The sequence below is a fragment of the Burkholderia sp. Bp8998 genome, from assembly GCF_003854235.1.
GTDB lineage: Bacteria > Pseudomonadota > Gammaproteobacteria > Burkholderiales > Burkholderiaceae > Burkholderia.
This window is the reverse complement of record NZ_QTQF01000024.1, coordinates 93412-106743: the sequence shown is the minus strand read 5'-3', so window position 1 is coordinate 106743 and position 13332 is coordinate 93412. Positions and strand designations below refer to the sequence as shown.

General features: G+C 67.4%; 10 protein-coding genes. 3 read left to right on the top strand and 7 right to left on the bottom strand.

Annotation, left to right across the window (positions count from 1 at the left end; translation table 11 throughout):
• Positions 1–26: 26 nt before the first annotated feature.
• Both DIE06_RS23245 and DIE06_RS23240 read left to right on the top strand, forming a co-directional pair.
• The gene (locus DIE06_RS23245; RefSeq protein ID WP_124663357.1) at positions 27–1115 is read left to right on the top strand and encodes an aldose epimerase family protein; all 1089 of its coding nucleotides are present in this window, start codon (positions 27–29) and stop codon (positions 1113–1115) included.
• A 158-nt stretch (positions 1116–1273) separates the two neighbouring features.
• Positions 1274–2434 (top strand): arabinogalactan endo-1,4-beta-galactosidase, encoded by a 1161-nt coding sequence (locus tag DIE06_RS23240; protein ID WP_124663356.1) that lies wholly within the window; start codon positions 1274–1276, stop codon positions 2432–2434.
• Between the two features lie 44 nt (positions 2435–2478).
• Here the strand turns inward: DIE06_RS23240 and DIE06_RS23235 are convergent, their stop codons facing one another.
• The 6 genes from DIE06_RS23235 to DIE06_RS23210 form a co-directional block, all read right to left on the bottom strand.
• A complete protein-coding gene (locus tag DIE06_RS23235) occupies positions 2479–3774 on the bottom strand; it encodes a sugar efflux transporter (protein ID WP_124663355.1) in 1296 nt (431 codons plus the stop codon).
• Between the two features lie 4 nt (positions 3775–3778).
• Positions 3779–5749, bottom strand: a complete 1971-nt coding sequence (locus DIE06_RS23230) for a beta-galactosidase (RefSeq protein WP_124663383.1) — start codon at positions 5747–5749, stop codon at positions 3779–3781.
• A gap of 36 nt (positions 5750–5785) precedes the next feature.
• Positions 5786–6637, bottom strand: a complete 852-nt coding sequence (locus DIE06_RS23225) for a carbohydrate ABC transporter permease (protein ID WP_124663354.1) — start codon at positions 6635–6637, stop codon at positions 5786–5788.
• Positions 6638–6647: 10 nt separating this feature from the next.
• A complete protein-coding gene (locus DIE06_RS23220; protein WP_124663353.1) occupies positions 6648–7565 on the bottom strand; it encodes a carbohydrate ABC transporter permease in 918 nt (305 codons plus the stop codon).
• A gap of 87 nt (positions 7566–7652) precedes the next feature.
• Entirely contained in the window at positions 7653–8891 is a 1239-nt protein-coding gene (locus DIE06_RS23215) for an ABC transporter substrate-binding protein (RefSeq protein ID WP_124663352.1), read from the bottom strand.
• A 63-nt stretch (positions 8892–8954) separates the two neighbouring features.
• Complete coding sequence (locus tag DIE06_RS23210) at positions 8955–10109, bottom strand: ABC transporter ATP-binding protein (RefSeq protein ID WP_124663351.1); 1155 nt, start codon at positions 10107–10109, stop codon at positions 8955–8957.
• Positions 10110–10343: 234 nt separating this feature from the next.
• Here DIE06_RS23210 and DIE06_RS23205 point away from each other — a divergent pair, with 234 nt between their 5' ends.
• A complete protein-coding gene (locus DIE06_RS23205) occupies positions 10344–11357 on the top strand; it encodes a LacI family DNA-binding transcriptional regulator (RefSeq protein ID WP_124663350.1) in 1014 nt (337 codons plus the stop codon).
• Positions 11358–11481: 124 nt separating this feature from the next.
• Here the strand turns inward: DIE06_RS23205 and DIE06_RS23200 are convergent, their stop codons facing one another.
• Positions 11482–13218 carry a ShlB/FhaC/HecB family hemolysin secretion/activation protein gene (locus tag DIE06_RS23200; RefSeq protein ID WP_124663349.1) on the bottom strand — a complete coding sequence of 579 codons (1737 nt, stop codon included), beginning with the start codon at positions 13216–13218 and terminating at the stop codon, positions 11482–11484.
• Positions 13219–13332: the final 114 nt, after the last annotated feature.

The following is a 13332-nucleotide window of genomic DNA, read 5'->3' as shown; positions in this document are numbered from 1 at the left end:
TTCACCGCCCACGAGCGAACTCATTCATGCATATCGATACCGACTCCCCCCGCCCGTCAGCCGATGTCGGCCGCATCCCGTCCGAGCCGTGGGGCACGCTGCCCGGCGGCGATCCGGTGCGGCGCTACACGCTGCGCAACGCGCACGGCATGCGCGTCGTCGTCAGCGATCTCGGCGCGACCGTCGTATCGTGGCTTGCCCCCGACCGCACCGGGCGCTTCGCCGATATCGTGCTGGCCCACGACACGCCGGCCGACTACCTCGAAGCGGGTGCGTACCTCGGCGCGACGGTCGGCCGCTGGGCGAACCGGATCGCGAATGCGCGCTTCACGCTCGACGGCATCGACTACACGCTCGACCGCAACGAGAACGGCAACCTGCTGCACGGCGGCGCGAGCGGCTTTCACCGCGCGCGCTGGGACGTGATCGACGACCGCGGCGGGCTGACGCTGCGGCTCGATTCGCCGGAAGGCGATGCGGGCTTCCCCGGCAACGTGAGCGTGCAGGTGCGCTACATGCTCGACGACGACGGCACGCTGACGATCGACTATGCGGGCGTGACCGATGCGCCGACGCCGCTGAACCTGACGAATCACAGCTACTTCAACCTGAGCGGACGCGCGGGCAGCGACGTGCGCGGCCACCTGCTGCGGATCGACGCCGATGCGTTCGTCGAAGTGGACGATGCGCTGATCCCGACCGGCACCGCCGACGTGACGGGCAGCGCGTTCGATTTCCGGCAGAGCGCGCCGATCGGCGCCCGCCTCGACTGGCCGCATGCGCAGCTCACGCGCGGGCGCGGGTTCGATCACTGCTACGTGCTGCGCGACCATGGGGGCAACGTGCGGCCCGTCGCATCGATCTACGATCCGGAAAGCGGCCGGGAGCTTGCCGTGTCGACGGATCAGCGCGGGTTGCAGCTCTATACGGGCAACTATCTGGATGGTGTGCGTGTGAACGGCGGTGTCGCGTGCCGACGGCACGCGGCGCTGTGCGTCGAAGCCGGGTTCTTTCCGAACCAGGTCAACATGGACGCGCTGGGCGACGAAACCATCCTGCATCCGGGCGACACCTATCGGCAGACGACGCGGTATCGGGTCGGGGTGCGCGCATAGCGCCAGATAGTAGGTAACGCACGCGTTCTTTGCGTAGGCATCGCCGGCTGCGCTACGCTCGATCCGGCCTCACATCGAGGCCAAAATTTAAGCGCTTAAACCGACCAGGCCCGCGATCCTGCGATCGATCGACCGGGCCGAAAAACTGGAGGATGACAATGAACCGACGATCGATGTTGCGCTGGAGTGTCTCGACCGCTGCGCTCGCATGTGTCGACCTGGCCGGCGCGCTGCCGGCCGCCGCGCAAGGCATCGCGCGTGGCGCGGCCACCGCACCGTTCGCGATGGGCGCCGACGTGTCGACGCTGCCGGAGCTCGAGGCGCACGGCGCGCGGTACTTCGACCGCGGCCATCCGCGCGACTGCCTGAAGATCCTGCACGCGCACGGCGTCGATTCGATCCGCATCAAGGTATGGAACGATCCCGGCAACCCGGATTTCTTCCCGGCGAACCAGAGCGATGCGGCCGGCTACAACGATGCGGCCCATGTCGTCGCACTCGCGAAGCGTGCGGCTGCGCTCGGCATGCGCATCCTGATCGATTTCCACTACAGCGACTGGTGGGCCGACCCCGGCAAGCAATACCCGCCGCATGCGTGGGCCGGCAAGAATCTCGCCGAAACGTGCGCGCTGCTGTCAGCCTACACGACCGATGTGCTGCGCCAGCTTCAGCGCGCCGGCGTGCGGCCCGAGTGGGTGCAGATCGGCAACGAGATCACGGGCGGCATGCTGTGGCCGCTCGGCCGCTACGACCAGTGGGACAACCTCGCGCAGCTGCTGAAGACGGGCCGCGATGCGGTAAAGGCCGTCGATCCGCGCATCAAGGTGATGCTGCACATCGACAGCGGCGGCGACAACGCGAAAAGCCGCTGGTGGTTCGACAGCGCGACGCAGCGCGGCGTCATGTTCGACGTGATCGGCCTGTCGTATTACCCGCAGTGGCAAGGCGCGCTCGACGACCTGCGCAACAACGCGAACGACCTCGCGGTGCGATACGACAAGGAACTGATCGTCGTCGAGACCGCGTATCCGTGGACCACCAGCGACGGCGACTCGGAACCGAACGCGATGACGAACACCGGCTCGACCGCGTTCCCGCCGTCGCCGGCCGGCCAGGCGCAGTTCCTCGCGGCGGTCGTCGATATCGTGAAGGGCGTGCCGGGCAATCGCGGCAAGGGCGTGTTCTGGTGGGAGCCGGAATGGATCCCGACGCCGGGGGTCGGCTGGAAGCTCGGCGCGGGTGACCAGTGGGACAACAACACGTTGTTCGACTTCCACGGCAATGCGCTGTCGTCGCGCGACGCGTACCGCCGGCGCTGACGCATTCGCGGCATCACGGCATCACCGCACCGGCGCATCCCGCGTCAGTGCGGTGCGTCGAAGCGGCGTCGGGCAGACGCCGTCGTGCCGCTTGCACCACGCGCACCGCCCCGCTCGCCGCGCGCGTCCCGGGCGAGCAGCGCGAATGCGACGAGCGCGAGTCCGCAGCATCCCGCGAACGTCGCGCGATAGCCGAACAGGTCGACGCACGCGCCCGACAGCACGCCCGACGCGATCGAGCCGACACGCGCGGTACTGAAGAACATCGCGGTCGCGGTGCCGGGGCGCGTGGGCATCAGGTCGCAGACGCGCGTCATCCCGAGGCACGACGTGATCGCGACCACGCAGGCGCTCAGCAGTTGCAGCGGCAGGATCATGCCCACCTGCGTCACCGCCGCGAGCCCGATGAAATACGCGGCATGCACGGCCGCGCACGCCGTCAGCCAGCGCCCCTTGTCGAGCCGCGTCGACCGGATGCCGAGCCACAGCATCATCGGGATCTCGAGCAACGCGGCAAGACCCAGCGCGGCCGAGACATTCGTCGGTGTGCCGCCGAGTCCGCGCACGATGAACAGCGGCAGCACGATCATCGTCGCGTTCGCCGCGAGCCCCATCAGCGTCAGCGCGACGAGGGTTCGCCGCACGCTCGCGCGCGGCGCGACGACGACAGCCGCCGCATCGTCCGGCGGCGCAGCAGCGCGCTCGACCGCACTTACATGAACCGCCGCTGGCCCTCGCGCAGGCTCCGGAATCCGCACGACGATCGCCGCGCACCCGACAAAACCCGCGGAAGCCGCGAGAAAAAGCCCGGTAAACCCCGTCTGCGCGAGGATCAGCGCGCCGAGCGCGGGACCGAACACCCACGCAATCGACAGCATCGTGCGCAGCGCGGCCGACGCGAGCTCGCGCTGCGCGTCGTCGGCGACCGGCAGCACCGCGCGCGCGAACGCGAAGATCTGCGACAGCGACGCGGCGCCCGCGCCGAGCAGGATCGTGCCGGCCGCGATCACGGGCCCGTGCGCGCGTAGCACGCACAGCAGCGCGAAACCGAGCGCAGCGGCCGCGAGCGATACGACGAGCAATGGCCGGTGCCGGTCGCGGCGATCCGACCAGCGTCCGGCCCACGTGCTCGCGACGACACCGCTTGCCGCGATCAGCGTCATGAAGATGCCGGCGAGAAACGGCGACATCCCCGCCGCCTCCACGCCAAACAGCGACAGGTACGGCGCCGTAAACGACATCGCGACGCCGAGCAGCAGCGCCGCGGCAGAGAGCGGCACGAAATGCGCGATCCCGGCGAGGCGCGCGAAATGTGAGCGCAGCGACTGCAACGACTGCATCGCGTCAGTCCGGCTCGACCCATGCGGCGACGTCGACCGCGCCCAGTTCGGGGCCGCCGAGCACGAAGCGCGCACCGTCCGGCGCGGGCAGCGCGCACGGTGCGTCGCCGTAGTTGAACGCGAACACGACGCGCCCGCGCCGGCGCAAGCGCACGCCGTCCGGCAGCGCGCGCACCGGCAATCCGGCGTCGCGCGCGCAGCGACCGACGATCGCACGCAACAGCGTGCGATCGAAGCAGGCGGTCGCCATCGTCACGTGGCCGCGCCGCACGAGTGCCGGCACGCCGTCGTCGCACGCCGCGAGCACGTCGATGCCGGTGACCGATTCCAGATCGACGTGATCGCGCCATTTCAGCGCATGGCCGTCGACGCCGTCGAACGCGACGCGTGGCGCGAGCGACGGCCGCAGCGACTCGACCTGTGCGATCCGCATCGGCAGCACGTCTCGCAGCTTGCCGGGCGCAAGGCCCGGCGCGATGGCGAATTCCGCCGTGCGCGAACCCGTGCGCGGCCCGAACAGCCAGTGCGTGTTCCCGCACGCGACCTGCTCGACGATGCGATCCGTGACGACCGGCAGCGTCGGCGCGACGACGAGCGCGTAGTGCGACACGTCCGCACCGGCCGCGACGATGTCGACGTCGAGCCCCAGTTCGCGCAGCGCGCGATACCAGTCGAACGCCTGCTGCTGATAGTCGAAGTCGGCGCCATGCGGCTGGATCCGGATCATCCAGTCGGCCTCGTAGTCGAACAGCAGCGCGACGCGGGCCGGCTGGCCCGTACTCGTGAAGCGCCCGTGATCCAGCGCGGCCAGTTCGCGCGCGACGCGCGCCACTTCGTGGCCGCCCGGCGACAGCCGGTCATCCGGCGCGTTGAGCCCCGAGTGCAGTTGCTCCTGCGCATGCGGATACTGCCGCCAGCGGAAATACGACACGAGCTCCGCGCCATGCGCGAACGCTTCCCACGTCCACAGCCGCACCGCGCCGGCGTGCGGCACCGGGTTGTACGGCCCCCAGTTGACGGGCCCCGCCTGCTGCTCCATCACCCACATCCGGCCGTTGCCGACGCCGCGATACAGGTCGTGCGAGAACGCCGACACGTCGGGATGCCCCGTGCACGTCCAGCGCCGCTTGTCGGATTCGTCGAGCGGCAGCACTTCGGTGCGCGGCACCGGGTAGCTGTCCCACGCGGCGACATCGAGGCCGCCGCGCGCGAACGCGTAGTGATCGAACTCGGTGAAAAAGCCCATGAAGTTGTGCAGCACGTCGCGGCCCGGCGCGTGCGGGCGAATCGCCTCGACCTGCACCGCATGGAACCGCGCGACCTCGTCCGACTGATAGCGGCGGAAGTCGAGCAGATGGGCGGGATTCGCATCGGTCGGCGTATGGCGCGGCAGCTCGATCTCGTCGAAGCCGCGATATTCCATGCTCCAGAACACGTTGCCCCACGCGCGGTTCAGCGCGCCGATGTCGCCGTAGCGCACCGCGAGCCACGCGCGAAAGCCGTCGAGCGCCGCACGCGTGTAGCTCGGCAGCGTGTTGTGGCAGCCGATCTCGTTGTCGGTCTGCCAGGCGATCACCGCCGGATGCGCGCCGTAGCGCCGCGCCATCGCGTCCGCGATGCGCACGCAGTGCTCGCGATACACGGGGCTCGCGATGTCGTAATGGCGGCGCGAGCCGAATTGCCACACGGCGCCGTCCGCGCCGACCGGCAGGATCTCCGGGTGCCGATCGACGAGCCATTTCGGCGGCGCGGCGGTCGGCGTGCCGAGCACGATCTTCAACTGCCGGCGCGCGAGCGTGTCGATCGCTTCGTCGAGCCACGCCCAGTCGTAACGGCCCGGTTCCGGCTCCATCCGGCTCCATGCGAATTCGGCGATCCGCACGCGGGTGAGGCCCAGTTCGGCCATCCGACGCGCATCGCGGTCCCATTGTTCGCGCGGCCAGTGTTCGGGGTAGTAGCAAACGCCGAGGTGCATCATGGATTCCTTGCAGAAGAAAGAGGATGGGATGGATCAGCCTTTCGTCGCGCCGAACGTGAGCCCGGCGACGAAGTGCTTCTGCATCGCGAAGAACATCAGCACCGACGGCAGCGCGGCGATCACCGAGCCGGCCGACACGATGTTCCAGGCGGTCGTCCACTGCCCCTTGAGCGCGGCGACGCCGACGGTGATCGGCGCCGCGTCGTCGCCTTGCGTGAGGCACAGCGCCCAGAAGTAGTCGTTCCACACGAACGTGAACACGAGGATCGCGAGTGCCGCGAGCGCCGGCCGCACGAGCGGCAGCACGACGCGCCAGTAGATCGCCCACTCCGACGCGCCCTCGACGCGCGCGGCCTCGATCAGCTCGAACGGCAGCTCGCGGATGAAGTTGCGCAGGAACAGCGTGCAGAAGCCGGTCTGGAACGCGGTATGGAACAGCACGAGCGCCCACACGGTGTTGTAGAGGCCGACGCCGAGCATGATCTGCCGCACCGGGATCATCAGGATCTGGATCGGCACGAAGTTGCCGGCGACGAACAGCCCGAGCAGCACGAGATTGCCGCGGAACCGGTAGTTCGCGAGCGCGTGCCCGGCGAGCGACGCGAGCAGGATCGACGCGGCGACCGACGGCACCGTGATCAGGATGCTATTCCCGAAGTAGTGGAGCATCGGCGTCTGCGTGAGCGCGGTGCCGTAGTTGTCGAGCAGCGCGAACTGCTTCGGCCAGTTCCAGTACTGACCTGCCATGATCTCGTCGGTCGAGCGGACCGACGTGACGAGCACCGCGAGCAGCGGCACGAGCCACAGCGCGAGCGCGCACGGGAGCGACAGCCGGTACAGCCAGCGGGCAGGACGTCCCCAGCGGGACACGGGCATCGGGTACATGTTGGTGATCCTAAGATTCGACGCGCACCAGCTTGCGCAGTTGCCACACGATATAGACGAGCATGATCGCGAACAGCACGACCGCGATCGCGGCTGAATACCCTTCGCGGTAGTACTTGATCGCCTGGTCGACCATGAAGTACGCGAGCACGGTCGAGCTGTCGAACGGGCCACCGCCCGTCATCACCGAGATCAGGTCGAAGCTGCGCAGCGCGCCGATCACGGTCAGCACCACCGCCATGAAGGTCGCGGGCCGCAGCTGCGGCAGGATCACGTGCCACAGCAGCGTGAAGCCGCGTGCGCCTTCCATCCGCGCCGCCTCGACGATCTCGCCGTTGATGCCGGTGAGCCCGGTCAGGTACAGGATCATGCAGAACGGAATCTGCGGCCACAGCGCTGCGACGATCACGCCGTAGGTCGCATGACGCGGATCGCCGAGCACCGGAATCCCGTGCCCGACGATCAGCTTCAGCAGCCCGAACGTCGGGTCGTAGAACCACGAGAACACCAGGCCGACGACGACGCCCGGCAATACGAACGGCGCGAAGAACAGCGACTTCACGAGCCGGATCCCGAACACGTTCTGGTTCAGGTACAGCGCAAGCGCAAGGCCGAGCGGCGGCGCGGCGAGGAACAGCGCGAGCCACAGCACGTTGTTCTTCAGCGCGACGTAGAACGTATCGGACTGCAGCAGCTCGCGGTAGTTGTCGAGCCCGGCATACGTCATCGGCGTCATCCCGTCCCAGTGATGGAAGCTCAGCCAGATGCTGCTGACGATCGGATACAGCACGAACACGGTAAAGAGCGCGAAACCCGGCAGCACGAACCACAGGGCCGCGCGGTTGCGCCGGCGCGCGAGCGACGCGCGCGCATGCCGCTGCGGGCCGGCGTCGCGGCGCACGGCGCTTTCGGACAGGCTGGTTGACATGAAGTGACCTTCGACTTGACGGACGAAACGGGCGTGACGGTGACAGCGCGGCACCGGCCGGCATGGCCGGCCCGGCCGCGCGGCGCGTCACTTCCGGTAGATGCGCTTGCGGGTCTGCTCGAGGCGCTGAAGGATCGCATCGAGCTGCGTCGGGTCGGACAGGAACTGCTGCATCGCCTTCATCCCCTCGTCCGCCATTTCCTTCGTCATGTCGCGGTCGTAGAACTGCGCGATGCCGCCGGGCGTCGTCGCGAGCGTGCGGAAGCCGATCTTCGAGATCGGGTCCTGCGGCTCGGGCGCCTTGTTGTTCGACGGCAGCTGCCCCATCCCCTTCGCGAACTCGCCGTTGACCGCCGGTTGCCCCATGAACGCGAGCAGGCGACGCGCATCCGTCTTGTTGTGCGCCTTCGCCGGGACGATCATCACGTTGACCGGGCCGTCTTCGGCAAGCGGCACCGACGCATCGATCACCGGGAAGCGGAAGAAGCTGATCGGATTGCGCGACGCGCTCAGCAGGCCCGCCGAATACCAGGTGCCCATCAGCGTCATCGCGGCCTGGCCGTTGACGATCAGCGGGCTCAGCGAATCGACGTCGTAGGACAGCGCGTTGTCGATGAAAACCTTGTCGTCGATCAGCTTCTTCCAGGCCGCATACACGGCCCGCACACGCGGGTCGGTATACGCGACGTCGCCGGCCATCAGCTTCTGGTGGAACGCGTAGCCGTTGATGCGCAAGTCGAGGTAGTCGAACCACGCGGCCAGCGTCCACGCATCGCGCGCGGCCACCGCGATCGGCGCGATGCCGGCCGCCTTCAGCTTGCGGCACGCATCGAGAAACTGCGTCCAGTCCGCCGGCTCGCCGTGAATGCCGGCCTTCTCGAACAGGTCCTTGCGGTAGAACAACCCATACGCGTCATAACCGAGCGGCAGACTGTAGAGCTTGCCGCCATAGGTCGACGACTGCTTCACCGCCGCGTACGTGTCGTTCCAGCCGTTCTTCTGCCAGTCCGCGCTCAGGTCCTCGATCAGCCCGCGCTTCGCGAAGTAGGCAAGCCGCTCGCCGTTGTTCCAGCTCAGCACGTCGGGCGGATCGGTCGCGAGCCAGCCGGACATCTGCACCTTGTACGCCTCCTCGCCGACGTAGCTGACCTTCAGGTCGACGTCGGGATTCGCCTTGTGGAACTGGTCGAACACCGCTTGCCACGTCGCGCGCTGGTTGCCGCGCGCGGCGACGTTCACCTTCAGCGTGCCCGCGTCGGCCGTCCCCGCGGCGAACGCCGCGGCAGTCGTCAGGGCAAGCAGCAGTCGGCTCGCACGAAGTCTCATCGTTGTCTCCTGGTATTGGTGTGATGGGTGCCGCGTCGCGCGCGGCGGGTCGGCATTGCGCCGCTATGCGAACGCCGCTTCGGCGTGAATGGCCGGCAACGCGATGCCGGCTTCGTCGAACAGGTGACAGCACGAAGGCGGCACGCGGAATGCCTGCCGCTCGCCGCGCCGCAACGCGGCCTGGCCCGGCAGTTTCGCGAGCAGCGGCACGCCGCCGGGCTGGTCGAGATGCACGTAGGCGGCTTCGCCGAGCTGCTCGACGAGCGCGACGTCGCGCACGATCGCGGGCAGGCCGGCATCGCCCGACGCGGCGACCGTCAGATGCTCGGGACGAATCCCGAGCGTCACGCGCGCACCGCTGCCGACGTGGCGCGGCAACGGACGATCGCGCAGCGTCAGCGTTTCGCCGGTCCCGTCCAGACGGAGCCGGCAGCCGTGCGCATCGCCCGCTTCGACGACCGCCGGCAGGAAGTTCATCCGCGGCGAGCCGATGAAGCCCGCGACGAAGCGGTTGGCCGGCCGGTGATACAGCTCGAGCGGCGCGCCGGCCTGCGCGATGCTGCCGAAGCGCGCGACGTCGTCGCCCGCGTGCAGCAATACGATCCGGTCGGCCAGCGTCATCGCCTCGATCTGGTCGTGCGTCACATAGACGGAGCTCGATTGCGTGAAGCGTGCGTGCAGGCGGGCGATCTCGACGCGCGTCTGGCCGCGCAGCGTCGCGTCGAGATTCGACAGCGGCTCGTCGAACAGGAACACGCGCGGCTCGCGCACGATCGCGCGGCCGATCGCGACGCGCTGCCGCTGCCCGCCCGACAACGCCTTCGGCTTGCGATCGAGCAGCGCGTCGAGCTGCAGCACGCGCGCGGCCTCGGTCACGCGGCGCCGGATCTCGTCCTTCGGCGTGCCGGCGATGCGCAGCCCGAAACCGATGTTGTCGAACACGGTCATGTGCGGAAACAGCGCATAGCTCTGGAACACCATCGCGACGCCGCGCTCGGCGGGCGGCGTGTCGTTCATGCGCGCGCCGCCGATCCGCAGTTCGCCTTCGGTCACATCCTCGAGCCCGGCGATCATCCGCAACAGCGTGGACTTGCCGCAGCCCGACGGACCGAGAAACACGCAGAACTCGTGCGACGCGATCTCCAGGTTCACGTCGCGCAGCACCGGCGCATGGTCGCCGTAGCGCTTCGAGACGTCCTTCAATGAAATGGCGGTCATCGCGCTCTCCTCGCCTGGTCAGGCGCTTCGGGTCGAAAAATTTAATCGCTTAAATTTCGATGGCGCAGTTCGCCCGGTTCGCCGTACCATGTCGTCTCCTTGATCTGATGTGTCGAGAAATTAGCGTATCGCCTGTCCCTGCGCAACTTGTGGGACGCACTCCCAGAATATGAGCAGACACTCCCTCAGTTCACTTCCCTCGCGCCTCCTCGCCCGACCGGCCGGAGGCCGCGCATGGTGACGCTCGCGCAAGTCGCGCGGCGCGCGAACGTCACCGCGGCGACCGTCTCGAACGTGCTGCGCAATCCGCAGAAGGTGAAGCCCGCGACCGTCGAACGCGTGATGGCCGCGATCCGCGAACTCGGCTATCGGCCGAACCTGACCGCGCGGGCGCTGGCCGAGGGCCGCACGTCGACGCTCGCGCTGATGCTGTCGAACATCACCAACCCGTTCTATCCGGAGTTCGTGCTCGCCGCCGAGCGCGAAGCGCGCAAGCGCGGCCACTACCTGCTCGTGTCCAATACCGACGACGATCCGGCGATCACGCGCAACTACCTCGAGCGGATCGCGGGGACGCTCGCGGCCGGCGCGATCGTGATGAACACCGACCTCGCCGAAGCCGAACTCGCCGACATCGCGCGTCATGGCGCATCGATCGTGCTGTGCATGTGGGAACACGTGCATGCGTCGCGCACGCTGCCGTGCGTGACGGTCGACTTCGCGGCGGCGGGCGCGCTGGCGGCCGCGCACCTGTCCGGGTTGCGGCATCGCGCGTTTGGCGCGCTCGTCGGCAAGGGCTCGGGCGGCCCGCAGTCGGTGCGGCTGCGCGGCTTCGCCGACGAACTCGCGGCGCGCGGCCATCCGGCGAAGGCGCTGACGACCGTGTCGGCGCACGATTCGATCGAAGGCGGCTACGAAGCGGCTACCGCGCTGCTGCGCGCGAAGCCGGGCCTCACTGCGCTGTTCGCGACCAACGACCTGATGGCGATCGGCGCGATGCAGGCGGCCGCCGATCTCGGGCTACGCGTGCCGGCCGATCTGTCGGTGGTCGGCATGACCGATATCCAGCTCGCCCACCAGTTCCGCCCCGCGCTGACGACGGTGCGGTTTCCGACGTCGCAGATCGCCGCGCGCGCGATCGCGCTGACGCTCGACATGATCGACGGGATCGAGCCGGCTGCCGCCGTGCATACGATCGGGGCGCCGGAGTTGGTCGTGCGGGAGTCGACGGGGGTGGCAAGGGACTAACGGGTCGACGCTGAGACAACGAGCAAATTCTTGCGCCGGTCGATCGAAACACGCCGCCGTTCTGGTCGTTGGGTATCAGATGCTCCGACGACGCCAGACCGAGTACCGGATTACGCTTGATTCCTCAGAACTGTGCGGTGATCTGAAATCCAACCGTCACGCGTGCCGTAGGAAACCCGGACGGCTTGTAGATCGGCGTGCCGGCGAACAAGTCGTAGCCATAGCCGCCGAAGCGCGTCGCGACGCTGCCCTTGACGCCGATCACCGCGCCCGCGAGCTGCGTGCCGACCAGCGCAACCGGCTGCGGGCCCCACACGCGTCCGTAGTCGATGCCCGCATACACCGCTTGCCCGGTTTGGCCGATCGGTGCCTGCAGTTCGTTGCGCCAGTAGAAGCCACGGGAGGCGGCCAGCATCGTCTCCCCATCGAATCCGCGTACGGTGTAACGACTGCCGATCGTCAGGTCGTCGATGTAGTACAGCGTGTTGCCCGTGTACTGTCCGTGGAACGTCGTGACGTACCGGAACGGCTGCTGCGCGATTGCGAACGGCACCGACAGATTCGCGTCGAGCACGGCCATCTTGTAGCGGTAGGTTGGCCCGCCGTCTGCTGCGAGGCTGTCGTCCTGCGCGCCGAACGCGCCGATACCCTGCCGGTATGCGAGCGTGCCGTCGAACTGCGCATTGCCGAAATAGTGGCGGTCGGTCAGGCCGAACTCGACGAACGTATTGTTGCGACGTTGCTGCGGAATTTCAGTGTCTTCGATGAAGCTCTGCCCGAACCGGCGCGACAAGCGGAACTGCGCGCCGAACACGTCGTTTTGGCTACGCGACAGCACACGGTTCAGCTTGAAATCGACTGTCTTCGAATTGCCGCTCGCGATGAACGTCTGATTCACGCCGGCGATTTGCTGGTAGTACGTGTTGGTGTACGCCGATAGTGTCGCGGTCCAGTAGCCCCACGGGATCGAATAGAAACCGTTCCAGCCGTGCGAGCCGAGCCGCTTGTCGCCAAACTCCAGATCCTGGCTCACGCCGATGTTGAAGATATCGTTCAAGCCAAGGGGATTGTCGATACCGAAAGACAAATTTCCCTGAAGGCGGCCCGTCGCGCGTGTGCCCGAGTTGTCGATCGACGCGACGACCGTCCACGGTTTGCTGCGCTTCACGTCGAGCACGACATCGCTTTCGCCGGGTACGTCAGCCGGCACGATCTGCATCGATACGTCCTGGCTCGTCACACGCTTCATCTGCTCGAGGCCTTGTTCGAGATCGCGCAGGTTCAGCAGTTCACCGTCGCGGGTTGGGAAGGCGGTTTTCCACGTGCCGCGCAGCTTCTCGTCGGCGAAGCGCACGTGGCGAATCACGCCGGGGATCAGCGACAACTTCAGGGTGCCGGTCGACAGATCCTGTTCAGGCAGCAGCACGCGCGTCGTGACGTAGCCGCGCGCGAGGATCGCCTGCGACAGGCCCTTGACGAGGACGTCGAGGCCCTGTTTGCCGACGCACTGGCCAACGTAGTGGTCAAGCCATTCGCGCGCGAAGGCGAAGCGGTCCATCGGCAATGCCGATGTGCCTTGCGATTTCAGGGAAGCGGGCAGCGCATTGGGTACTTCCAGTACGAAACGATTGATGCGAAAGCAGGGCGTTTCCGACGGCAGCCTTGTATACGCAGCACTCGCCGTCACGCTCGAACGCACTCCGGGCGCGGAGACTGCCCGTTCACGCTCGCGCGCCTCTTCCTGCTGCCGTGTTTGCTGGTCGTTGCCTGGAATGATCAGGCGCGGAGCTTCTTGCGCCGACACACTGGTCGCGATAAACAGCAGTGCAGCAGCAGAATTCCCCCGGCGAATGGTTCTCATGTATTTTTATAAACTTGATTGTGAATGTCGACTACGTCACGCGCTTATTGGAATTTCAGGGTGTTACTGCCGGTTGACCTGATCTACACGCAGAACCCATCACCTCCGTTCTCC